Origin of the sequence: Pseudomonas sp. MWU16-30317, from assembly GCF_020515695.1 — a bacterium.
Lineage (GTDB): Bacteria > Pseudomonadota > Gammaproteobacteria > Pseudomonadales > Pseudomonadaceae > Aquipseudomonas.
In genome coordinates, this window is record NZ_JAIWJA010000008.1 from 26,576 (window position 1) to 49,998 (window position 23,423).

Here is a 23,423-nt window from a genome sequence, read left to right on the forward strand (position 1 = left end):
TCGGCAACGATCGAGCTGCATTCTCTGTAATGAACGTCGATCTGGCTTCGCTGCCCGAGTGAAGACGAGCTGGCTCGGTATCAGCCCCCGCCTGTGTGCCATTGCGCAGCCAGGCTTTTCCGGAAGCGACGGTGGGCGCGAGTGCACTCTTGCGAGTGACAGGACGACAGTTTCAGTGTTTGTCCTATATTAATGAGTGGCTGCCGCAATTAATATCTTCCGCTGTTGATGGTTGGCCCCAATCGCCCGCCGCTATTTTGCGCCGAACTTCGGCACGATTTATTTATTCAATAAACAATCCATGCCTGTCCACGCGCGTGGCTCACATGCGTCGTTCGCCCTGCTGGCCTGCTGCGTCAAGGGTGACGCCTCGACGCCTCTGATGGGCCGAGATCATCAGTATGCAACTGGCTAACCCTAAGCAAGTGTATCAGCGGCTTCGCCTGGCCTCCCTCGTTGTACCCGCGTTGCTTGCCACGAGCGGGATCAGCCCCGAATTCGCCAATGCTGCCGGTATGGTTCCGCAAACCTCCGTGGTGATCGTCAATGAAGCCGACGGCGAGGCCACCATCAAGGTGACCAACACTGATAACACCGCCGTCTTATTGCTCGTCAATCTGGAAAACATACCCGAGGACAACCAGCCGTTGCTGCTGGTCACCCCGGCGGTTTCCCGTGTCGAAGCGGGCAAATCGCAATGGGTGCGATTCATCCTGCGCAGCGAAGGCGGGCCCCTCAAGACTCAACGCCTCAAGCGCGTGACCTTCGAGGGCGTCGCGCAAGTCGACCCGTCGCAAAAGGACACCGCCCGGATTGGCGTTGGCATACGCCAGAATTTGCCGGTCATCGTCCATCCCAAAGGACTGCCTCCCGAGCGCGAGCCTTGGAAGGGGCTGACCTGGCGCCACAGCAACGGCAAACTCACCGTGAGCAACGACACCCGCTATGTGGTACGTCTGTCGCAACAACTCACGCTGCTGCCGATGCAAGCCACCGCTCAGTTACCCCGCGCCTATCTGCTGGCCGGCGAGCAACTGAGTGTCGACGTCCCGCCCGCTGCCGCCGGCGCCCATGGCGTGCGCCTGTACCCCGCCACGGTCTACGGCTTTGCAGTAGACGCCTACGATTCCCCCTTGAAGTAATGGTCATAGCGAAGACCCGCTGTCGTTGTCACTGCGCCGCGCCACTGGTTGGACTCGGTGGGCGAGCCGACATCAAGGCTGGCTTTGCACTGGCTCTGAGCGTTGGCATGCGTGCCATCAGGGCCGAGGAAAATCACAGCGGCTTCGATATGGAACTGCTGCGTCAGCGTGGCATCGATCCGCGCCTGGCCGAGTACTTCAGTGCAGCGCCACGCTTCACACCGGGTGAGCATAAGGTCCAGCTGAAGGTTAACGGCCAGGCCCGCGGCGCCGTGATTGCCCGTTTTGGCAGTGATGGCGAACTTTGCTACGACGCGTCGTTCCTGGCAGCGGCCGGCCTGCGCTCAGCGGGCACAAGCGCCGGGCCAGCCGATTGTTCGGCGTTCATCCAGCGCTTCGCGTTGACCCAGGTACAGTTACGCTCGGACATCGGTGAGATCGAACTGGTAGTGTCCGTCGAGGCGCTCGTCGCAGTACCCCGTGATTTGAGTGGCTTCAGCACCGGTGGCGTCGCCGGGGTACTCAATTATGAACTGTTGGGCATGGCCAACCGCTTTGGGGGCGGCAGCAGCCGTAATACCTCGGCCAACACCGAGGTCGGTTTCAATGCCGGTAACTGGATAGTCCGTAGCCATCAGTTATACAGCGCCACGAATGGCGTTTCGCGCTTTCAGCATATCGACGCCTATGCACAGCGCACCTTTGCCGGTATCGGTGCGGTAGCGCAATTGGGGCAGATTCAGCTGAGCAATCCGGTATTGGGCGCCGCCCAGGTGACCGGTGTGCAGTTGATGAATGAACAGGGTTTGGGGCAGCAGGGTGGCCGCGCGGTGGTCGAAGGTATCGCTCAGGGCCCAGCGCGTGTCGAGGTCCGGCAGATGAACAATCTGATCTATACGACCATCGTGCCGGGGGGCGTCTTTGTGCTGCGCGATGTGCCGCGGGTCAACCAGCGCGCCGAGTTACAGGTCATGGTCATCGAGGCGGACGGCTCCCATCGCCAGTTCAGCGTTTCGGCAGCGCAGGCCGGCGTGGAAGATCCGGGCAGCGGTTATACGCTGGGCGTGGGCCAACTGCGTAACGCTCCTGCAGAGCAGGCGTCGACGATAGCCAATGCCGGTTGGACGGGGCGCATCGGCCGTAGGGCGAGCGTCAGTATCGGCACCATGGCCTCCCCTGAGTACTTCTCCGCCGGGACCAGTGTAGGCCAGCGCGTTGGCGGCGGTGCCCAGATACGCGCCGACCTGGTTTCGACCCGCGCGGCCAGCGAAGGGGTCAAAGGCATACAGTCACGAATTTCGATCACTCAGAGGCTGGGGGCCCAGTGGTCGGTGAGTGCGGCGGTGACCCGCCAGACTGCAGGCTATCGTGAACTGCTCGACAGCGGCGAGCGAACGAACGGCCAGCAGACCGCGGCCTATCCTCGCACCCAGTACAGTGGCAGCGTGGGCTGGTCTCACCAGTGGCTCGGCAGCTTGAATGCCGGCTACGCGCAGTCGACATTGTTCAATGGCACCACCAGTAGCCGAGCCAACGCGTCGTGGGCCAAAAACTATCGAGGCGTTACGTTTTCATTGACAGCTGAGCGCGATCTGGGACACCGAGGCGGCCCGCAGGATAACAACCTCGCCACCATGGGCACCGCTCTGTATGCCACGCTCAGCGTGCCATTGGGAGGCGGCGCAAGGTTTCGCACGGCCTACAGCGACAGTCATGACCGCCAACGCATCTCTACCAGCTTTGCCAGTACGCTGAACGATACCGTCAGCTATCGACTCGGCGCCGAACGCAATCTCACCAACGGTCGGGATGGCTTTTCGACTGGGGTCTCGATGCAGCCACGCCATGCCCAGGTCGACCTCGGCTACACCGGTGACGGCGACCGCGAGCACAGCATCAGCACGGCGCTGCGCGGTGGCCTGGTCGCTTATGACGGCGGGGTCATGACCTCGGTATATCCGTTGAGCGATACCTTTGCCCTGATCAAGGTTGGTGAGGTGGCCGGGGTCAAGGTCGATACTTTCAGCGGCCCGGTCTGGACCAACGGCTCAGGTGCGGCAGTGGTGCCACGCCTCAATGCCTATGGCCGCAGCAATGTCGAAGTGGCACCTGGATCATTGCCACGCAACGTCGATATCGGTGATGGCGCCCGTCAGGTCATGGCGGCCCGCGGTGCTGTAGAGCGCATCGATTTCAGTGTGATAGTCACCCGCCGCGTCCTGCTGCAGGTGCATACCGCGTCGGGCGCCAAGCTTGCACCTGGCGCCTCAGTGGTGAATGACCAGGATATCCCGATCGGGATGGTCGACCAGGACGGCACGGTGTTCGTGCCCAATGTGATCAACCTGGGGCGCCTGTGGGTCAGTGGGCCCGACGTGCCACGTTGCGAGTTGCACTTCGAACTGGCGCCACAGGCAGATGCCCAGGCCTATTACGAAACCGTGCCGGCTACCTGCCGAGCGTCCTGAATACGAGACTGCATCCATGACATCTTCGCTGCGCGCAATTTTTTCGACTGCATTGGGATCATGGGCTGCGGTCGCCTTTTGGTCACCGCAGGCGCTGGCGGACTGTGCGCTGATGCTCAGTAATCCCACTATCGATTTCGGGGTCTTGAAGCGCGACAACCTGGCCTGGCTTGCCGGCAGAGTCCTGTTGGGCGAGCGCAGCTTGAGCTTGAACCTCACCTGCACCGAGCCTACGGAGCTGACCTTGTACCTTCGCGCCCACGCGGCGGATGACGACACTTTCAGGCTGTCCACCCTTGGGCACTACCGAGTCCGGCTACGCGATGCTGTGCTCGATGGCGCGTACGTCGCATTGGGGGAGCTGGGGCGTCTGGGGGAATTGCCCGTTCGTGCGCAAAACAGTATGCACTGGCGCCCCGAAAGAGGGCTGGTGGCGATGCGTGACGGGCGGCCTGTGCAAGGCAAGGTATTGCAGGCGCGATTGGACGTCGTCGCCGTCGCACCACGGCAGGCGTTGCGGGTACGCGACGAGACCCTCTGGCAGGCCTTGGCTTCGATCGATGTACCGCAAGCCCACGTCAGCGAGGCAATGACTCTGAGCTCGACCGTTTTGCCTGTATCTTGCGAGCCGCTCCTCGGCGCTAACGGGCGGGTAGATTTTGGCCAGCGGTCGGTTGGCCAATTCAGTCGATATCAGGAAACCCGGTTACCCGCCCAGACGGTGGCGCTCACGGTTGCCTGCGACGGGCCGGCGCTGATCGCCCTGCGCATGGTCGATAATCGCGCTGGTTCTGCCACCTTGGGTGCCGAGAACAGTTTTGGTCTTGGGCTTGATCGCGGCAGGCGAGTAGGACGCTATACCCTGCGGCTCGAAGATGTGCGAGTCGATGGTTGGTCTGCGACTTACGCGACGCAGACCGGGTCGATGGGGGCGAGTTGGAGCGCGGCACAGGCCGATGGCGTCGAATTGTCCACTGGCGTCTGGTCAGGCTTCAGCGCCCGCCGGGGAGCCACGAGCGGCCCAGATGATTTGCAGCACATGAGCGCTACGCTGTCCGTAGCGCCGGTGATCGCGCCGATTATCGAGCTGGATGTGAGTGAACCCGTCCTGTTGGACGGGTCCGCGACGATCGAGATCGTGTACCTCTAAGCCATGTGGCAGCGGTGCTGGAAAACCGCCTGGTCTTAGTGGAACTGCTCTTCCTCGGTCGAACCGGTCAGCGCCGTCACCGAAGACGCGCCGCCCTGAATCACCGTAGTCATGTCGTCGAAATAGCCCGTGCCCACTTCCTGCTGGTGTGCCACGAAGGTGTAGCCCTTGGCGGCGTCAGCGAACTCCTGCTCCTGCAGCTTCACATAGGCCGTCATGTCGTTGCGGGCATAGTCGTGGGCCAGGTTGAACATGCTGTGCCACATGTTGTGGATGCCCGCCAGGGTGATGAATTGATGCTTGTAGCCCATGGCCGACAGCTCGCGCTGGAACTTGGCGATGGTGGCGTCATCCAGGTTCTTCTTCCAGTTGAACGACGGCGAACAGTTGTACGACAGGAGCTGATCCGGATATTCCTTCTTGATCGCTTCGGCAAAACGACGGGCTTCGGCCAGGTCCGGCTTGGCCGTCTCGCACCAGATCAGGTCGGCATAGGGTGCATAGGCCAGGCCGCGTGCGATGGCCTGATCGAGGCCGGCGCGCACTTTATAGAAGCCTTCGGGCGTACGTTGCCCGGTCACGAACGGCTGGTCGTACGGATCGCAGTCCGAGGTCAGCAAGTCGGCGGCGTTGGCGTCGGTGCGGGCGAGGATGATGGTCGGTACGCCGGCGACGTCAGCGGCCAAGCGCGCGGCAGTAAGTTTTTGCACGGCTTCCTGGGTCGGTACCAGCACCTTGCCGCCCATATGGCCGCATTTTTTCACCGAGGCCAGTTGGTCTTCGAAGTGCACACCAGCGGCGCCGGCTTCGATCATGCTCTTCATCAGTTCGTAGGCATTGAGGACGCCACCGAAGCCGGCTTCTGCGTCGGCGACGATGGGCGCGAAGTAATCGATATAGCCATCATCGCCAGGGTTCTTGCCGGCTTTCCACTGGATCTGGTCGGCGCGGCGGAACGAGTTGTTGATGCGTTTTACCACGGTCGGTACCGAGTCGACCGGGTACAGCGACTGGTCGGGGTACATGGACTCCGCCGAGTTGTTGTCCGCCGCGACCTGCCAGCCGGAAAGGTAGATGGCCTGGATGCCAGCCTTGACTTGCTGGACCGCCTGGCCGCCGGTGAGCGCGCCCATGCAGTTGACGAAGTCCTTGTCAGGGCGGAAGGACGGCTTGGCGCCCTGGGTCACCAGATTCCACAGTTTGTCGGCGCCCAGACGGGCCAAGGTGTGCTCTGGCTGGATTGAGCCGCGCAGGCGGACGACGTCAGCAGCGCTGTAGGTGCGGGTCACGCCTTTCCAGCGTGGGTTTTGCGCCCAGTCTTTCTCGATAGCCGCTATTTGTTGTTCGCGTGTCTGTGCCATGGGGGAAACCTCGTCGCATAGGTCTGGGTGAAAAAATCCGTGCTCGATGCCGTGCCTTGGCCGCCTGAACACGTAAGGCCGTACCCGCAATGGGTGGCCTGCGACGCGAAGACGAAGCCCTTGCAGGGGCCGGAACGGCGGGAGCGAGGCCATCATGTCCTCGGATTTTTTGCCCGTCAAGAAAAATGTAGTGATTCTTTAGTAGAACTACATAATGTCTTTTTGCGACTTGTCGGTCATTAAAAGGCGCCCGGGTGGCGACCTTTAGGGCGCGAAATGACTGTATGGTCAGTCGAGGGAGTCCACCTTGACGCGTAATGTCATGTCATTTCTGCCTTGTGTGGCGTAATTACGGGTATATCCCTGCCTATTGAGCTGGCTTTGCTCGTTGATGCCACCTAAGGTGATCCATTCTCCAAGCCGGCCACTGACCTGTGTGTCGGTGCTCTGAATTTTCACTACATCGGGGCTGCGCTCGCTCATGCGATCGTTGTTGGTGCTGATGCTCAGGTGCACGATGTCCCCGGTCACGCTGGCGGTCACATAGAAACCCTGGGTGACATTGCGGTATTGGGTCTGCGCCTGGGGGCGCCCGTAGGCGTCTGGCTGAGTGGTGGTCAGCGGCACGCTTTCACCGGTCTGGATCAGCGCCGGCACGCCTTCGCTGGCCTGTACTTGCTGCACGCCACCGGTACGGTTGGCGGTGCCGTAGTTAATCACCCGGCCCTGGCCTTGACCGTTGACGCTGTAGCCCGTACCGCCCGCGTTGTTGCTGTCGGAGGTGTCAACGCTGATCAGCAGGCGTTTGGCGGCGACATCGAGCTGGCCCAGCAGACTGCGCAGGGCGTCGATCTTGTCAGGGGGGGCATTGACGATCAGCTGATTGCCGTAGGCGCTGACCTTGCCGTCCTGGCCAAGGAAGTCGCGTGCCACGGGCAGCAGCTCATCGCTGGTGCGGTTGTTGAGTTGCAGCACCTGAGTGTCGGCGACGGCCGAGGCGCTGAGGGTGAGCAGCAGGCAGGACAGCAAGGGACGAAGCGACATGTCCGATATCTCCGCAAAGGGGATATTGATTATGGCGCATTCTGGGGTAGGGTGGGGCGGCCGCCATCTGGCTGGCTGTTCGCGTCGCGCAGATCCTGACGCCCCGGTCGCGTTAATCGACGATAACAGCACCAACCTTGATCCAATCTGGTTGTTGGGCGCCAGGGGGCGCCACATACACCGGCCAGCCGCCCTGTTTGACATCAGCGGTTACCTTGGCGGCTGCGCCGGTACCTGAGCCGTAGGCAGTCAACTGGAAGGTTCCGATTATAATGGTGCTCACGGCACCGATGTTTCCGGTGACCTTGATTTCATCGCCTGCTTTGACACGCTCTGGGGAAAGATTGAAGCCGGGTTCGCTTGGCATGATGAAGCCTCTGTGGTGTGTGTGAGGCTTCATCCTAGGGCTGTACTCCTCATCATGAATAGCTAGCAAAACTGATAGGTGGGGCGAGGCTCCTCGGTACTGGAGTCACCCCTCGCGCACCATATCGACATGGGGAATGCCGGCTTCCAGAAACTCCTCGCTGACCACCTTGAAGCCCAGCCGCTCATAGAACGCCGTTGCATGCACCTGGGCGCTCAGCGCCTGCTGCATGATGCCGCGGCGCTCTGCCTCGGCGATGGCGGCGTGCATCAGGGCGTCGCCGACTTTCATCCCGCGCCAGTCCTTGAGCACCGACACGCGGCCGATGTGGCCGTCAGGCAGCAGGCGTGCGGTGCCGATCGCGAAATCACCTTCCTCGGCCAGAAAATGCACGGCGTCGGCGTCGTCGTTGTCCCATTCAAGCTCAGGGGTAACGGCTTGTTCAGCGATAAACACCGCTTCGCGAATTCGCCGCAGATCGGCGTTGTCTCTGTGCCAATCGGCGACTCTGACTTCGATTTTATTCATCGGCAAATCCCAGACTTCCCTGTTTGATCAGCTCGCAGACCAGCATGCGGCCGTTTTCATCCTGCAACCATGGCCCAAGATTGTCGATGTGCAAGGCATCGGCCGCGCAGATCAGCTTCAGCAGATCGCGCAGATGGCCTGGCAGCAGACGGCTCTGGCCACTGGCGAACAATAGCAGGTCGTCGTCGACTTCCGACCAGGCCAGGCGCGCACTTGGATTGCGGATCAGCACGGCGCCATCTTCAAGGCCGCCCAGCAGGTCTTCTTCTTCGACTTCACTGCCCGCGACCAGTTCAGGGTAGCGCGGCTCGGTCATGAACTGGCCGAACCAGGTCAGCAGCAGGCGCTCGTCGCTCATGTGTTCGGCCAGCAGGCCTTTGAGGCGGTCGAGGGCGTCGTGCTGAATCTGATGCGGGTCGCTGACCGGTGTGGCATCGGCGTCGCTGTAGCGGTCTTCGTCGGGCAGGAACTGGCTGAGGAAGTCGGTGAAGTGAGTCAGGACTTCGGCCGCGCTTGGCGCCCGGAAGCCGACCGAGTAGGTCATGCACTCGTCCACGGCCACACCGCAGTGGGCGACGCGCGGCGGCAGGTAAAGCATGTCGCCCGGCTCCAGTACCCACTCTTCGGCTTGTTCGAAGTCGGCGAGGATGCGCAGGTCGCTGTGCTCGATCAGCGGGCTGTCGGCGTTGCACATCTGGCCGATTTTCCAGTTGCGCTTGCCGTGGCCCTGCAGCAGGAACACGTCATAGTTGTCGAAGTGCGGGCCGACGCCGCCGCCTGGGGTGGCATAGCTGATCATCACGTCATCGATGCGCCAGCTCGGCAGGAAGCGGAATGGCTCGAGCAATGCCGCGACTTCCGGCACGAATTGATCGACTGCTTGCACCAGCAGCGTCCATTCCGTTTCCGGCAGGTCGCCATAGGTATCTTCGGCAAAGGGCCCGCGACGCATTTCCCAGGGGCGCTCGCCGTTTTCGATGACGATACGCGATTCGACTTCTTCTTCCAGGCTCAAGCCTGCCAGTTCGTCAGGGCTGATCGGGTTTTCGAAGTCGGTGAAGGCCTGACGGATCAGCAGCGGTTTTTTCTGCCAGTAGTCACGCAGGAATTCTTGTGCCGTGAGGCCGCCCAGAAGTTGCAGTGGAATATCGGATTTCATGTGTAACCTATTGAAAATAAGCTTTTTTATGGCGCCAATAAAAACGCCCGGCACTGCCGGGCGTGTCGACCAGGGGCTCGGGTGTCAGACGCGCTTGGCCTGGGCTGCAGCGTTACCGATGTAATTGGCCGGGGTGAGTTTTTTCAGCTCGGCCTTGGCGTCGGCGGGCATGTCGAGCCCGTCGATGAAAGTTTGCAGCGCCTCGGGGCCGATGCCCTTGCCGCGGGTCAGCTCTTTGAGCTTCTCGTACGGGTTTTCGATGTCGAAGCGGCGCATGACCGTCTGGATCGGCTCGGCCAGGACTTCCCAGCAGGCGTCCAGGTCGGCGGCGATCTTGACTTCGTTGATTTCCAGCTTGCTGATGCCCTTGAGGCTGGCTTCGTAGGCAATCACGCTGTGGGCGAAGCCGACACCGAGGTTGCGCAGCACGGTGGAGTCGGTCAGGTCGCGCTGCCAGCGGGAAACCGGCAGTTTGCTGGCCAGGTGCTGGAACAGCGCGTTGGCGATGCCAAGGTTGCCCTCGGAGTTTTCGAAGTCGATCGGGTTGACCTTGTGCGGCATGGTCGACGAGCCGATTTCGCCGGCGATGGTGCGCTGCTTGAAATAGCCCAGGGAGATGTAGCCCCAGATATCACGATCGAAATCGATCAGGATGGTGTTGTAGCGAGCAATGGCATCGAACAGCTCGGCGATGTAGTCGTGCGGTTCGATCTGCGTGGTGTACGGGTTGAAGCCCAGACCCAGCTCGTCTTCGATGAAGGCGCGGGCATTGGCTTCCCAGTCGATGGCAGGATAAGCCGAGAGGTGGGCATTGTAATTGCCCACGGCGCCGTTGATCTTGCCCAGCAGCGGCACGGCGGCGACTTGCGCGATCTGCCGCTCGAGACGGTAGACGACGTTGGCCAGCTCTTTACCCAAGGTGGTCGGCGAAGCAGGCTGGCCGTGGGTGCGCGACAGCATCGGCACGTCGGCGAAGCGATGGGCGAGCTCGCGGATCGATTCGGCGATCTGACGCATCAGTGGCAGCAGCACGGTGTCGCGGCCTTCGCGCAGCATCAGGGCGTGGGACAGGTTGTTGATGTCCTCGCTGGTGCAGGCGAAGTGGATGAATTCGCTTACCTTGGCCAGTTCCGGCAGCTTGGCCGCTTGTTCCTTCAGCAGGTACTCGATGGCCTTGACGTCGTGGTTGGTGGTGCGTTCGATCTCTTTGACGCGCTCGGCGTGTTCGAGGGCGAAGTCGCTGGCCAGGGCGTCGAGCAAGGCGTTGGCTTCGGCGGAGAACGCCGGCACTTCAGCGATTTGCGGGTGAGCGGCGAGGCGCTGGAGCCAGCGGACTTCGACCAGGGCGCGAAAACGGATAAGGCCGTATTCGCTGAAAATTGGGCGCAGTGCTTGAGTCTTGCCAGCGTAGCGGCCGTCTACAGGGGAAACCGCAGTGAGCGATGAAAGCAGCATGGGGCGTTCTCGGACAGTCGGGCACGAAATGGGGCGCGAATTATACATGAAAAAAGCATAGGAGGTCGGCTGTGCTATGCCGCCTGCGCGTGTTTGCTGACTAGTGGAGTCTCTGCCGGAGCGGCGTGCCTTCAACCACGCAACATCGGGTACAGCTCGCGCAACAGCTTGCGCCGGCTGATCACCAGTTGCCAGCGGTGACCGCCGAGCTGTCGCCACAGGCGTGCACAGCGGATGCCGGCCAGCAGCAAGGCGCGGATTTTCGAGGCGTTACTGGGCTGCTGCAAGTGGCGCATATCGCCCTGCACCTGAATGCGCTGGCGCAGGGTGCTGAGCGTGTCCTGATACAGCGCGCCACTGGCAGCGATGACATTCTCGTGGACCAGGCCGAAATGCTCTACCTGATTCTGAATCTGTGGCAGGCGTTTGCCGATGACGGCCAGCATGTCGTCGCGTTTGCCCAGTTGGCGTTCCAGGCCGAGCATTGACAGGGCATAGCGCAGTGGTTCGCGCTGCAGGCTGTTGGGGTCGCGCTCCAGAGCGCTGGCCAGCGCGCGATAGCCGTCGCGCAGGTACAGGTCGTTGCCGCCGAACACATCCAGGGTGTCCTTGGGGTCGATCACCATCAGGCTACCGAGCATGCAGCGCAGGTCGCCTTCGCCGATCTGACCGGTCTTGGCGATACGATCGACCAGCACGGCGGCCTGGAACACGGCGCCCAAGGCAGTGAGTTGTTCCTGGGCCTGGGTCATGAACGGGCTTCCCCGGTCTGATTTTCTCGGGCATGGCTGTCGCGGGCATACCAAGGTTCTGCCACTTCGATCACGCCCCCGCCCAGGCACACTTCACCGTCGTAGAACACCACGGACTGACCTGGGGTGACGGCGCGTTGCGGTTCGTCGAACACCGCGCGATAGCCTTGGCTGGTCTGTTCCAGCGTGCAGGCCTGGTCACCCTGGCGATAGCGGACCTTGGCGGTCAGGCGCTGCGGCTGGGCCAGATCGATCGGGTTAACGCAGAAGATTTCCGACGCCAGCAGGGCACGCGAGAACAGCCACGGGTGTTCATTGCCCTGACCGACGATCAGTTCGTTGTGCTCCAGGTCCTTGACCAGCACGTACCACGGATCGTCGCCGGCATCTTTAAGGCCGCCGATGCCCAGGCCCTGACGCTGGCCGATGGTGTGGTACATCAGGCCTGCATGGCGGCCGATCACTTCGCCGCGGGTGGTTTTTATTTCACCCGGTTGCGCGGGCAGGTACTGCTTGAGGAAGTCGGTAAAGCGGCGCTCGCCGATAAAGCAGATGCCGGTGGAGTCCTTTTTCTTCGCGGTGGCCAGCCCGTGCTTCTCGGCAATGGCCCGTACTTCAGGCTTTTCCAGCTCGCCGACCGGGAACAGAGTGCGGGCAATCTGCTCGCCGCCGACGGCATGCAGGAAATAGCTCTGGTCCTTGTTCGGGTCCAGGCCCTTGAGCAGCTCGGTGCGGCCGTCGAGGTCGCGGCGGCGCACGTAATGGCCGGTGGCGATCAGGTCGGCACCCAGGGTCAGGGCGTAGTCGAGAAACGCCTTGAACTTGATTTCGCGGTTGCAGAGGATGTCCGGATTGGGGGTGCGGCCGGCCTTGTACTCTTCCAGGAAGTGTTCGAAGACGTGGTCCCAATACTCGGCAGCGAAGTTGGCCGTGTGCAGCTTGATGCCGATGCGATCGCACACGGCCTGCGCGTCGGCGAGGTCTTCGCGGGCGGTGCAGTATTCGGTGCCGTCGTCTTCTTCCCAGTTCTTCATGAACAGGCCTTCGACCTGATAGCCCTGCTCCATGAGCAGAACGGCAGAAACGGAAGAGTCGACGCCGCCGGACATGCCGACGATCACGCGCTGGGTTGCTGGGGCTGAGTCGCGCATAGGTATGAGCTGTGTGTCTGCGAAAAGGGGGCGATTCTAGCAGGGTGAGGGCTGCATGGCCAAAGATGTCGGGGATTTGTGCTGTTGCTACTGGCCGAGAAGAGTGACAGCCAGAACACAAAACCCCGGCACGCTGGCCGGGGTTCTGGATATTGCTTTAAAGCATTACGACGCCAGCGAATCGATCGCGGCGTTGAGCGTGGCGCTCGGGCGCATGGCCTTGCGAGTCAGCTCGGGGTTGGTGCGGTAGTAGCCTTGAATGTCCACTGGTTTGCCTTGCACGCTGTTCAATTCGGTGACGATTTTCGCCTCGTTGTCGGACAGGGTCTTGGCCACGACGCTGAATTGCTTTTGCAGTTCGGCGTCGTCGGTCTGGGCTGCCAGGGCTTGTGCCCAGTACAGCGCCAGGTAGAAGTGGCTGCCGCGATTGTCGATGTTGCCGACCTTGCGCGATGGCGACTTGTTGTTGTCGAGGAACTGGCCAGTCGCCTGGTCCAGAGTCTTGGCCAACACCAGCGCCTTGCTGTTGTTGTAGGTCGTGCCCAAGTGTTCCAGGGAGGCTGCCAGGGCGAGGAACTCACCCAGCGAATCCCAGCGCAGGAAGTTTTCTTCGACCAGTTGCTGTACGTGCTTGGGTGCCGAGCCGCCCGCGCCGGTTTCGAACAGACCACCGCCGTTCATCAGCGGTACGATCGACAGCATTTTGGCCGAAGTGCCCAGTTCCATGATCGGGAACAGGTCGGTCAGGTAGTCGCGCAGCACGTTGCCGGTCACCGAAATGGTGTCCTTGCCGGCACGGATGCGCTCCAGCGACAGGGCCATGGCATCGACCGGTGCGAGGATGCGGATGTCCAGTCCGGAAGTGTCGTGGTCCTTGAGGTAGGTTTCGACTTTCTTGATGACCTGCGCATCGTGAGCGCGAGCCGGGTCGAGCCAGAACACCGCCGGGGTGTTGGAGGCGCGAGCGCGGTTGACGGCCAGCTTGACCCAGTCCTGGATCGGCGCGTCCTTGACCTGGCACATGCGCCAGATGTCGCCCGCTTCGACCTTTTGTTCCATCAGCACGGTGCCGGAGGTGTCGGTCACGCGAACGGTGCCGGTGGATTCGACCTGGAAGGTCTTGTCGTGAGAGCCGTACTCTTCAGCTTTTTGCGCCATCAGGCCGACGTTCGGTACGGTGCCCATGGTGGTGGGGTCGAAGGCGCCGTGCTTTTTGCAGTCTTCGAGGACGGCTTGATAGATAGTCGCGTAGCAACGATCCGGGATCAGTGCCTTGGTGTCCTGCAGCTGGCCTTCGGTGTTCCACATCTTGCCGGAATCACGAATCATGGCCGGCATCGAGGCGTCGACGATAACGTCGCTCGGCACGTGCAGGTTGGTGATGCCTTTGTCTGAGTTGACCATGGCCAGGGCAGGGCGTGTAGCGTAGACGGCCTTGATGTCGGCTTCGATCTCGTCCTGCTGGGCTTGCGGCAGCGCCTTGATGCGCGAGTACAGGTCACCGATGCCGTTATTCAGGTTGAAGCCGATCTGCTTGAGCACGGCTTCGTGCTTGGCGAGGGCGTCCTTGTAGTATTCCGCGACGATCTGACCGAACAGAATCGGGTCGGAGACCTTCATCATGGTCGCCTTCAGATGGATCGACAGCAGCACGCCAAGCTTCTTGGCGTCTTCGATCTCGGCGGCGACGAATGCACGCAATGCCTTTTTGCTGATGGTCGAGCTGTCGATGATTTCGCCGGCCTTGACCGCAGTCTTTTCCTTCAGCACGGTGGTGGTGCCGTCCTGAGCGACCAGTTCGATCTTGACGCTACCGGCTTCCTTGATCAGGACCGATTTTTCGCTGCCGTAGAAGTCACCTTCGCTCATGTGTGCGACATGGGACTTCGAATCGCTGCTCCAGGCGCCCATCTTGTGCGGGTGCTTGCGCGCGTAGTTCTTGACCGACAGAGGCGCACGACGATCGGAGTTGCCTTCGCGCAGTACCGGGTTCACGGCGCTGCCCTTGATCTTGTCGTAGCGCAGCTTGGCTTCCTTGTCGGCGTCGGTGGCCGGCACCTCGGGATAGTCAGGGATGTCGAAGCCCTGATCCTGCAGCTCTTTGATCGCGCCCTTGAGTTGGGGGACCGAAGCGCTGATATTCGGCAGCTTGATGATGTTGGCTTCCGGGGTGTTGGCCAGTTCGCCCAGTTCGGCGAGATGGTCACCAACGCGCTGTTCGGCGGTCAGTTTTTCCGGGAAGCTGGAGAGGATGCGGCCGGCAAGGGAAATATCCCGGGTCTCGACGGCGATGTCAGCGAACGCAGTGTAGGCCTCGATGATCGGCAGCAGGGAATAGGTGGCGAGTGCGGGAGCTTCGTCGGTGAAGGTGTAGATGATCTTCGAACGGGTGGGCATATTCGGATTAACTCTCTTCTTTGCTGAGCATGCACAGAACCTCGAGATGCGCAGGGTAGGCGCTTTCGGTCCACGGGCAACAATGAGCCGAAAGTCGAGGATTCATCGCGTTGATGTTTTTTGCATCAGTTGAGCGTCAAGCGGTCGAGCTGAGTTTGACAGCCCGGCCTGGTGGGGCCTGGAGGCTTGCTTGTGAAGGCAGCTTCGATGGCCCACGACCTTGGTGACTCGCTGGTCACTGCGGCATTATACCACTGGTCAGTGGCAGAAATGCGAAGCTTGCTTGCAGTCCTTTCGTCTAAACTTTTACCGCCGCTATTGTCACTGCCCGAGCACTTATCGAGGGGCGAACGAAAGCTCGTCGGCAGCTCAATCATCACAATTGAGCTGCCGACGAGCGGTCGACCGTTGGTCCGGAAAGCTAGCGGATCAAGCGGAAACGGCAGGTTGAGCCAAAGCAGTCACTGGAGCAGCCACGTCTTGCGTCACACTGGCGATTGCCACCGCGTGCAAGCCTTTAGGCCCCTGAATGATCTCAAATTTTACCGGCTGCCCTGCCTTGAGTGTCTTGTAGCCATCCATCGTGATGGCCGAATAATGGGCGAAGAGGTCTTCCGTCTTGCCGTCTTCATTGATGAAGCCGTAGCCCTTGGCATTGTTGAACCACTTGACTTTACCACTTGCCATGCTCATATCCCTCTGCAAAGGACCCCAGGTCTGGAGTATCATCCCCGTTCACCGCACCGTCGAAAAAATTTTAATTGACTGTGCGGACCTTTATTCCCCAATGTGGGTTCTATTGGTTGTAACACCGTTTTGCCGATAGTCAAGGTCATGCGACAGCCGAGTATCCGATCGGACACAACGTCAACCCCACAACCCTATTCGCACAACGATGATGAACCTTCATTCCATGCATTCAGTCAACCAGATTCGACTAACCTTCAATCAGGACCGCCCGTCCACGCAGGAGGACGACGCTTCGGGCGTGGCTGTACAGGATTCCAAGCCTGCACTGCAGGCCCCACCGATGTACAAGGTGGTTTTGTTCAATGATGATTACACTCCGATGGATTTCGTGGTCGAAGTGCTAGAGGTGTTTTTCAACCTGAATCGTGAGTTGGCAACCAAGGTCATGCTGGCGGTCCATACAGAGGGACGTGCCGTCTGTGGTCTTTTCACCCGCGACATCGCCGAAACCAAGGCAACGCAGGTGAATCAGTACGCCAGGGAAAGCCAGCATCCGCTACTCTGTGAAATCGAGAAGGACGGTTAATCGCCGACCACTTGGGTATGAGGTGAAGCTATGTTAAACCGCGAGCTCGAAGTCACCCTCAATCTAGCCTTCAAGGAGGCGCGCTCGAAGCGTCATGAGTTCATGACCGTCGAGCATCTCCTGCTGGCGTTGTTGGATAACGAGGCAGCCTCCACTGTATTGCGCGCCTGTGGCGCGAACCTCGACAAACTCAAGCATGATCTGCAGGAGTTCATCGATTCCACTACTCCTCTGATTCCCGTTCACGACGAAGACCGCGAAACGCAGCCGACCCTGGGATTCCAGCGCGTATTGCAGCGCGCGGTATTCCACGTGCAGAGCTCGGGCAAGCGTGAAGTCACCGGCGCCAACGTGCTGGTGGCGATTTTCAGCGAACAGGAAAGCCAGGCCGTCTTTCTGCTCAAGCAGCAAAGCGTGGCCCGTATCGATGTGGTCAACTACATTGCCCATGGTATCTCCAAGGTTCCGGGGCACGGCGACAACAGTGATTCGGAGCAAGAGATGCAAGACGAAGAGGGTGGTGAGTCTTCCGCATCCAGCAATCCGCTGGATGCCTACGCCAGCAACCTCAACGAACTTGCTCGCCAGGGTCGTATCGATCCGTTGGTCGGACGCGAGAATGAAGTCGAGCGCGTTGCGCAGATTCTCGCTCGTCGGCGCAAGAACAACCCGCTGCTGGTCGGTGAGGCCGGTGTCGGCAAGACCGCCATCGCCGAGGGACTGGCCAAGCGCATCGTCGACAATCAGGTCCCTGATCTGCTTGCCAACAGCGTGGTCTATTCCCTGGACCTCGGGGCACTGCTGGCCGGCACCAAGTACCGCGGCGATTTCGAGAAGCGCTTCAAGGCGCTGCTTGGCGAGCTGAAAAAACGTCCGCAGGCGATCCTGTTCATCGACGAAATCCACACCATCATCGGTGCGGGCGCAGCGTCGGGTGGGGTCATGGATGCGTCCAACCTGCTTAAGCCCTTGCTGTCGTCCGGTGATATCCGTTGCATCGGCTCGACCACCTTCCAGGAATTTCGCGGGATTTTCGAAAAAGACCGCGCCTTGGCGCGGCGTTTCCAGAAAGTCGATGTCAGCGAGCCTTCGGTGGAAGACACCATCGGCATTCTGCGCGGCCTCAAAGGGCGTTTCGAGGCTCACCACAGTATCGAGTACAGCGACGAAGCGTTGCGCGCCGCCGCTGAACTGGCGTCTCGCTACATCAACGATCGGCACATGCCGGACAAGGCCATCGATGTAATCGATGAGGCTGGCGCCTATCAGCGTCTGCAGCCTGTCGAGAATCGGGTCAAGCGCATCGAAGTGCCGCAAGTCGAAGACATCGTCGCAAAAATCGCGCGGATTCCGCCAAAGCACGTCACCAGTTCCGACAAGGAGCTGCTGCGCAATCTGGAGCGCGATCTCAAGCTCACGGTGTTTGGTCAGGACGCGGCGATCGATTCGCTGTCGACGGCCATCAAGTTGTCCCGTGCCGGCCTCAAGTCGCCCGACAAGCCAGTGGGTTCGTTCCTGTTCGCAGGCCCCACCGGTGTCGGCAAGACCGAAGCTGCTCGTCAGTTGGCCAAGGCCATGGGTATCGAGCTGGTGCGTTTCGACATGTCCGAGTACATGGAGCGTCACACCGTGTCGCGTCTGATCGGTGCGCCGCCGGGCTATGTCGGTTTCGATCAGGGCGGTCTGCTCACCGAAGCCATCACCAAGCAACCTCACTGCGTGTTGCTGCTCGATGAGATCGAGAAGGCCCATCCGGAAGTCTTCAACCTGCTGTTACAGGTGATGGATCACGGGACCCTGACCGACAACAACGGCCGCAAGGCGGATTTCCGCAACGTGATTCTGATCATGACCACCAACGCCGGTGCTGAAACCGCAGCTCGGGCCTCGATCGGGTTTACCCATCAGGACCACTCCAGCGATGCCATGGAAGTGATCAAGAAGAGCTTCACGCCGGAGTTCCGCAACCGCCTGGACACGATCATCCAGTTCGGTCGCCTCAGCCACGAAGTCATCAAGAGCGTGGTGGACAAGTTCCTTACGGAGCTGCAGGCGCAACTGGAAGACAAGCGTGTACTGCTGGAGGTGACGGAAGCTGCCCGTGGCTGGTTGGCGTCCGGAGGCTACGACGTACAGATGGGTGCGCGGCCGATGGCGCGTTTGATCCAGGACAAGATCAAGCGTCCGCTGGCCGAGGAAATCCTGTTTGGCGAATTGGCCGATCACGGCGGGGTGGTGCATATCGACGTGAAGGACGGCGAAATCACGTTCGACTACGAGACCACTGCCGAACTGGCCTGACCGGCATCCCCAAGGTCGCGGGCCCTGCCCGCGAAGCCCTGAAAAGCTTCGCGGGTAGAGCCTGCTTCCACAGGGAGTAGTCGTAAATTCCAAACAGCGCCCACACAAAAACGCCCGGCATCAGCCGGGCGTTTTCGTTGGGGTCACTTAGCGAGCGCGGTAAGTGATACGCCCCTTGCTCAGGTCATAAGGCGTCAGTTCGACGCGAACCTTGTCGCCAGTGAGGATTCGGATGTAGTTCTTGCGCATCTTTCCGGAGATGTGCGCAGTTACGACGTGCCCATTTTCCAACTCCACGCGAAACATGGTGTTGGGCAGGGTGTCGACGACAGTGCCTTCCATTTCGAAGCTGTCTTCTTTCGACATGCAGTAAAGCCCTCGGTGTCCAGTTAATGGCCCGGTGCAACTGCGCCAGGCAAAAGCGGCGTGCATTGTGCCCGAAAAAGGGTCGGCAAGCAAAGGGGCTTATTTTAAATGGCTAGTTGAGCGCAACCCAGCGCTGATTGATCAGCAATTCGATAGGGCGATACTGGGTCTTGTAGTTCATCTTTTTGCAGTTCTTGATCCAGTAACCCAAGTACACGGCGTCCAGTTCCTGACGCAATGCTTCGCCGATCTGCCAGAGGATGGCGTATCGACCTAGGCTGCGGCGCTCTTCGTCGGGATCGTAGAAGGTATACACCGCCGACAGGCCGTTGGGCAGCAAGTCAGTCACCGCAATCGCCAGCAGGCGACCCTCAAGGCGGAATTCGTAAAAGCGCGAGAAGGGCAGATCGCGCACCAGGAAGGTGGAGAACTGATCGCGGCTGGGCGGGTACATGTCGCCATCGGCGTGGCGTTGTTCGATGTAGCGTTGGTAGAGGTCGAAATATTCCTCGGTATAGCGCGGCGTGGTGCTGAACACCTCGATATCGGCATTGCGTTTGAGAATGCGTTTTTGCTGGCGATTGGGCACAAAGCCCACCGCCGGGATGCGTGCCGGCACGCAGGCATTGCAGCGTTGGCAATGAGGGCGGTACAGGTGATCGCCGCTGCGCCGGAAACCCATCTCCGAGAGGTCGGCGTACACGTTGACGTCCATCGGCTGGCTGGGGTCGAGGAACAGCGTGGTGGCCTGTTCATCGGGCAGGTAGCTGCAGGAGTGGGGCTGAGTGGCATAGAACTTCAAGCGCGCCAGCTCGGTCATGATCAACCCTCGGAGTAAAACCTTTTCACAAGTGTAAGCCAGCGTCGAACAACTCGCCTAGCAAAGCTGGCCTCAAGACTGCCAATCGGTGGTATCAGGCTGGTCAAGATGTCGGCTCAGGAACGCCGCGAATTCCTGGCGCGCTATGGAGCGGGCGCCCAGGCTGATCAGGTGATCGGTCGGCATCTGACAGTCGATCAGTACCACGCCTCCGGCTTGCAGGCGCTCTACGAGGCTGGCAAAGCCTATCTTGGAGGCGTTGTCGGCCCGGCTGAACATCGACTCGCCAAAAAACAGCTGGCCCATGGCGAGGCCGTACAGGCCGCCTACCAGGCTGCCTTGGTCCCAGACCTCCACGGAATGGGCGAAGCCGCGACGGTGCAGCTCCAGATAGGCCGCCTGCATGTTGTCGGTGATCCAGGTGCCGTCGGCATAGGCGCGGGGGCCGGCGCAGGCGTGAATGACGGCGGCGAAATCCCGATCGAAGGTGACCTGGTAGCGGCCTTGGCGCATCAGCTTGCGCAGGCTGCGTGATACGTGGAGCTCGGCAGGGAAGAGCACCGTGCGTGGATCGGGCGACCACCAGAGAATGGGCTGGCCATCCTGATACCAGGGAAAACAGCCATGCCGGTAGGCCTGGATCAGCCTGTCGGCGCTCAGGTCGCCGCCGGCCGCGAGCAGGCCGTTGGGTTCGCGCAGGGCTTTGTCCAGGGGGGGGAAGATCAGTTCGTCGCGTTTGAGCCAGGTCAGCATGCCGTCTACAACGTGAAGAGGGGAGGGCGGTGCCGGTGTCTGCACCGATGAGTGGCGATCAGTATCCTAGCAAGGTTGGTGGGCGTCGAGAACTTCCATGGGGGTGACAGGGTCGTACGGCTGCGCCGTTTATGGTGTGGGGCATTTGCCCAGGAATTTGTAGGAAAGGTCTGGTCTGATGCCCTTTCATGAAACCCTTGCATAAGCCTTTGTCATGTAAGGGAATGCATGCTCAAATTGAATTCGTCGGCACAGTCATCGCCGACGACCGTCGCCCGCCCTCCATTGGCGTGGCAACGAGACGCCAAACCCGTACAATATGGCCTTTGCAGGCAGTACACTGAGCAGGCGTCACCTTTTTTCGACCGGCTGGCTCAGCCGGTTTCGTCAAGTCATCTATCGTTGGGCGCGCCCATCGCGCAGGAAAAGACGCGTTTTGAAGAAATCCACCGCTACTCCCAATCCCGTTCCCCTCTGGCGCCAGCAGATCCACTACCGGCTCAAAGAGGGTGCATTGATCGCCATGGGCGCGTTGTGCCTGTACCTGTGGATGGCCTTGCTTACCTACGACAAGGACGATCCAGGCTGGACCCACACCAGCAATGTCTCGCAGGTGGCCAATGCCGCCGGCCGCGCTGGCGCCTACGCCGCCGACATCCTGTTCATGGTGCTGGGCTACTTTGCCTACATTTTCCCCCTGCTGCTGGCGGTCAAGACCTGGCAGATATTCCGCGAGCGCCACCAGCCGTGGCAGTGGAGCGGCTGGCTGTTTTCCTGGCGGTTGATCGGCCTGGTGTTCCTGGTGCTGTCCGGCGCGGCGCTGGCGCATATCCATTTCCATATGGCGCCAAACCTGGCGGGGTCAGCCGGCGGCGCGTTGGGTGAAAGCCTCGGTGACCTGGCCCGCAACGCCCTGAATATCCAGGGCAGCACGCTGTTGTTCATCGCGCTGTTCCTGTTCGGCCTGACGGTGTTCACCGACCTGTCGTGGTTCAAGGTGATGGACGTCACCGGCAAGATCACCCTGGACCTGTTCGAACTGTTCAGCGGCGCCGCCAGCCGCTGGTGGGCCGCACGCAGCGAGCGCAAGCAACTGGTGGCCAAGCTGCGCGAAGTCGACGCTCCCGCTCCCAGCGTCGCACCGCGCAATGCTGAACCACGCATGGAGTCGCGCCCTGTCGCCGAGCCCAAGGCCCCGCGCTTCAAGTCCGCGCCGGTCGAAGTGCAAGAGCCGATCGTTGCCGAACGCGTGGTGCGCCCGGCCGTGCCGATTCGCCCGCTCAGCGAGAACAATCACAACGCGCCGGTGATCATGCCATCCGAGGCGATGGCCCGGCCCGCGGAGCAAAGCAAGCGCGTGCAGAAGGAAAAGCAGGTGCCGCTGTTCGTCGACAGCGCTGTCGCCGGTACCTTGCCGCCGATTTCGATCCTCGACCCGGCCGAAAAGAAGAAGGTCAACTATTCCGCCGAGTCGCTCGCAGGCGTCGGCCAGCTGCTGGAACTCAAGCTCAAGGAATTCGGGGTCGAGGTCACGGTTGATTCGATCCATCCGGGTCCGGTCATCACCCGTTACGAAATCCAGCCGGCTGCTGGCGTCAAGGTCAGCCGTATCGCCAACCTGGCCAAGGACCTGGCGCGCTCGTTGGCAGTGATGAGCGTGCGTGTGGTCGAGGTGATCCCCGGCAAGACTACCGTCGGTATCGAGATTCCCAATGAAGACCGGCAGATCGTGCGGTTTTCGGAAGTATTGTCTTCGCCGGAATACGATGAAGCCAAATCCCCTGTCACCATGGCCCTGGGTCACGATATCGGCGGCAAGCCGGTGATCGTCGACCTGGCCAAGATGCCGCACCTGTTGGTGGCGGGTACCACCGGTTCGGGTAAGTCGGTGGGGGTCAACGCCATGATCCTGTCGATCCTGTTCAAATCCGGCCCGGAAGACGCCAAGCTGATCATGATCGACCCGAAAATGCTCGAACTGTCGATCTACGAGGGTATTCCGCACCTGCTGTGTCCAGTGGTCACGGACATGAAGGACGCGGCCAACGCATTGCGCTGGAGCGTTGCCGAGATGGAACGCCGCTACAAGCTGATGGCGGCCATGGGCGTGCGCAACCTCGCGGGCTTCAACCGCAAGGTCAAGGATGCCGAGGAAGAAGGCACACCGCTGTCCGATCCGTTGTACAAGCGCGAAAGCATGGAAGATGTGGCACCGCTGCTGAAAACCCTCCCGACCATCGTGGTGGTGGTCGACGAATTCGCCGACATGATGATGATCGTCGGCAAGAAGGTCGAAGAACTGATCGCCCGTATCGCGCAAAAGGCCCGGGCCGCCGGTATCCACCTGATCCTTGCCACACAGCGGCCGTCGGTGGACGTGATCACCGGTTTGATCAAGGCCAACATTCCGACGCGCATGGCGTTCCAGGTGTCGAGCAAGATCGACTCGCGGACCATCATCGACCAAGGCGGCGCCGAACAACTGCTGGGCCACGGTGACATGCTCTACATGCCGCCCGGCACCAGCCTGCCGATCCGCGTCCACGGCGCGTTTGTCTCCGACGAAGAGGTACACCGTGTCGTCGAGGCCTGGAAACTGCGCGGCGTCCCGGACTACAACGAGGACATCCTCGCTGGCGTCGAAGAGCCCGGCAGCGGTTTCGACGGTGGCAGCAGTGGCGGGGGCGATGGTGACGAAGAGAACGACGCGCTCTATGACGAGGCCGTGAACTTCGTGCTCGAGAGCCGTCGCGCTTCTATCTCCGCCGTGCAGCGCAAGCTCAAGATTGGTTACAACCGCGCCGCGCGCATGATTGAAACCATGGAAAACGCCGGGGTGGTCACGCCGATGAACACCAACGGCTCGCGCGAAGTCATTGCCCCAGGGCCGATGCGCGATTGATTAGGTAGTCGCCGACGTGCCAGGCGGCGCG

Annotated in this window: 19 protein-coding genes; 6 read left to right on the forward strand and 13 right to left on the reverse strand. The window is 60.8% G+C overall.

Annotated features, from left to right (window positions below):
- Window positions 1-401 precede the first annotated feature (401 nt).
- The 3 genes from LIX93_RS21105 (at window position 402) to LIX93_RS21115 (ending at window position 4,760) form a co-directional block, all read left to right on the forward strand.
- Complete coding sequence (locus LIX93_RS21105) at window positions 402-1,142, forward strand: fimbria/pilus chaperone family protein (protein WP_226506003.1); 741 nt, start codon at window positions 402-404, stop codon at window positions 1,140-1,142.
- Window positions 1,143-1,249: 107 nt separating this feature from the next.
- The gene (locus LIX93_RS21110; RefSeq protein ID WP_226506004.1) at window positions 1,250-3,610 is read left to right on the forward strand and encodes a fimbria/pilus outer membrane usher protein; all 2,361 of its coding nucleotides are present in this window, start codon (window positions 1,250-1,252) and stop codon (window positions 3,608-3,610) included.
- A gap of 16 nt (window positions 3,611-3,626) precedes the next feature.
- A complete protein-coding gene (locus LIX93_RS21115; RefSeq protein ID WP_226506005.1) occupies window positions 3,627-4,760 on the forward strand; it encodes a DUF1120 domain-containing protein in 1,134 nt (377 codons plus the stop codon).
- A gap of 35 nt (window positions 4,761-4,795) precedes the next feature.
- On the opposite strand, the gene aceA is transcribed toward LIX93_RS21115, so the two are convergent.
- The 10 genes from aceA to cspD all read right to left on the reverse strand — a co-directional run bounded on the left by aceA (window position 4,796) and on the right by cspD (window position 15,661).
- Window positions 4,796-6,121, reverse strand: coding sequence for an isocitrate lyase (aceA, locus tag LIX93_RS21120; protein WP_226506006.1), 1,326 nt, complete (start codon window positions 6,119-6,121; stop codon window positions 4,796-4,798).
- A gap of 288 nt (window positions 6,122-6,409) precedes the next feature.
- Window positions 6,410-7,165 (reverse strand): secretin N-terminal domain-containing protein, encoded by a 756-nt coding sequence (locus LIX93_RS21125; RefSeq protein WP_226506007.1) that lies wholly within the window; start codon window positions 7,163-7,165, stop codon window positions 6,410-6,412.
- Window positions 7,166-7,277: 112 nt separating this feature from the next.
- The gene (locus LIX93_RS21130) at window positions 7,278-7,532 is read right to left on the reverse strand and encodes a hypothetical protein (RefSeq protein WP_226506008.1); all 255 of its coding nucleotides are present in this window, start codon (window positions 7,530-7,532) and stop codon (window positions 7,278-7,280) included.
- 105 nt (window positions 7,533-7,637) lie between these two features.
- Window positions 7,638-8,060: a GNAT family N-acetyltransferase gene (locus tag LIX93_RS21135; RefSeq protein ID WP_226506009.1), complete on the reverse strand. Its 423-nt coding sequence runs from the start codon at window positions 8,058-8,060 to the stop codon at window positions 7,638-7,640.
- Entirely contained in the window at window positions 8,053-9,219 is a 1,167-nt protein-coding gene (locus LIX93_RS21140) for a cupin domain-containing protein (protein ID WP_226506010.1), read from the reverse strand. Before LIX93_RS21140 ends, LIX93_RS21135 begins: the two co-directional genes overlap by 8 nt.
- Window positions 9,220-9,303: 84 nt before the next feature.
- The gene (gene purB / locus LIX93_RS21145; RefSeq protein WP_226506011.1) at window positions 9,304-10,674 is read right to left on the reverse strand and encodes an adenylosuccinate lyase; all 1,371 of its coding nucleotides are present in this window, start codon (window positions 10,672-10,674) and stop codon (window positions 9,304-9,306) included.
- 131 nt (window positions 10,675-10,805) lie between these two features.
- A complete protein-coding gene (hflD, locus tag LIX93_RS21150; protein WP_226506012.1) occupies window positions 10,806-11,426 on the reverse strand; it encodes a high frequency lysogenization protein HflD in 621 nt (206 codons plus the stop codon).
- Window positions 11,423-12,577 (reverse strand): tRNA 2-thiouridine(34) synthase MnmA, encoded by a 1,155-nt coding sequence (mnmA, locus tag LIX93_RS21155; RefSeq protein WP_226506013.1) that lies wholly within the window; start codon window positions 12,575-12,577, stop codon window positions 11,423-11,425. The genes hflD and mnmA overlap by 4 nt, the downstream gene beginning before the upstream one ends.
- 165 nt (window positions 12,578-12,742) lie before the next feature.
- A complete protein-coding gene (locus LIX93_RS21160) occupies window positions 12,743-14,974 on the reverse strand; it encodes an NADP-dependent isocitrate dehydrogenase (RefSeq protein ID WP_226506014.1) in 2,232 nt (743 codons plus the stop codon).
- Between the two features lie 429 nt (window positions 14,975-15,403).
- Window positions 15,404-15,661, reverse strand: a complete 258-nt coding sequence (cspD, locus tag LIX93_RS21165) for a cold shock domain-containing protein CspD (RefSeq protein WP_226506015.1) — start codon at window positions 15,659-15,661, stop codon at window positions 15,404-15,406.
- 226 nt (window positions 15,662-15,887) lie between these two features.
- Between cspD and clpS the strand changes: the two genes are divergently transcribed.
- Together clpS and clpA are read left to right on the forward strand one after the other, a co-directional pair.
- Entirely contained in the window at window positions 15,888-16,250 is a 363-nt protein-coding gene (gene clpS / locus LIX93_RS21170; RefSeq protein WP_226506016.1) for an ATP-dependent Clp protease adapter ClpS, read from the forward strand.
- Between the two features lie 30 nt (window positions 16,251-16,280).
- Window positions 16,281-18,551: an ATP-dependent Clp protease ATP-binding subunit ClpA gene (gene clpA / locus LIX93_RS21175; RefSeq protein WP_226506017.1), complete on the forward strand. Its 2,271-nt coding sequence runs from the start codon at window positions 16,281-16,283 to the stop codon at window positions 18,549-18,551.
- Window positions 18,552-18,698: 147 nt separating this feature from the next.
- On the opposite strand, the gene infA is transcribed toward clpA, so the two are convergent.
- The 3 genes from infA to aat form a co-directional block, all read right to left on the reverse strand.
- Window positions 18,699-18,917 (reverse strand): translation initiation factor IF-1, encoded by a 219-nt coding sequence (infA, locus tag LIX93_RS21180; RefSeq protein WP_002553999.1) that lies wholly within the window; start codon window positions 18,915-18,917, stop codon window positions 18,699-18,701.
- 112 nt (window positions 18,918-19,029) lie between these two features.
- Entirely contained in the window at window positions 19,030-19,737 is a 708-nt protein-coding gene (locus tag LIX93_RS21185; RefSeq protein ID WP_226506018.1) for an arginyltransferase, read from the reverse strand.
- A gap of 72 nt (window positions 19,738-19,809) precedes the next feature.
- Window positions 19,810-20,490, reverse strand: a complete 681-nt coding sequence (gene aat / locus LIX93_RS21190) for a leucyl/phenylalanyl-tRNA--protein transferase (RefSeq protein WP_226506019.1) — start codon at window positions 20,488-20,490, stop codon at window positions 19,810-19,812.
- Window positions 20,491-20,884: 394 nt separating this feature from the next.
- Here aat and LIX93_RS21195 point away from each other — a divergent pair, with 394 nt between their 5' ends.
- A complete protein-coding gene (locus tag LIX93_RS21195) occupies window positions 20,885-23,392 on the forward strand; it encodes a DNA translocase FtsK 4TM domain-containing protein (protein WP_346015236.1) in 2,508 nt (835 codons plus the stop codon).
- Window positions 23,393-23,423 lie beyond the last annotated feature (31 nt).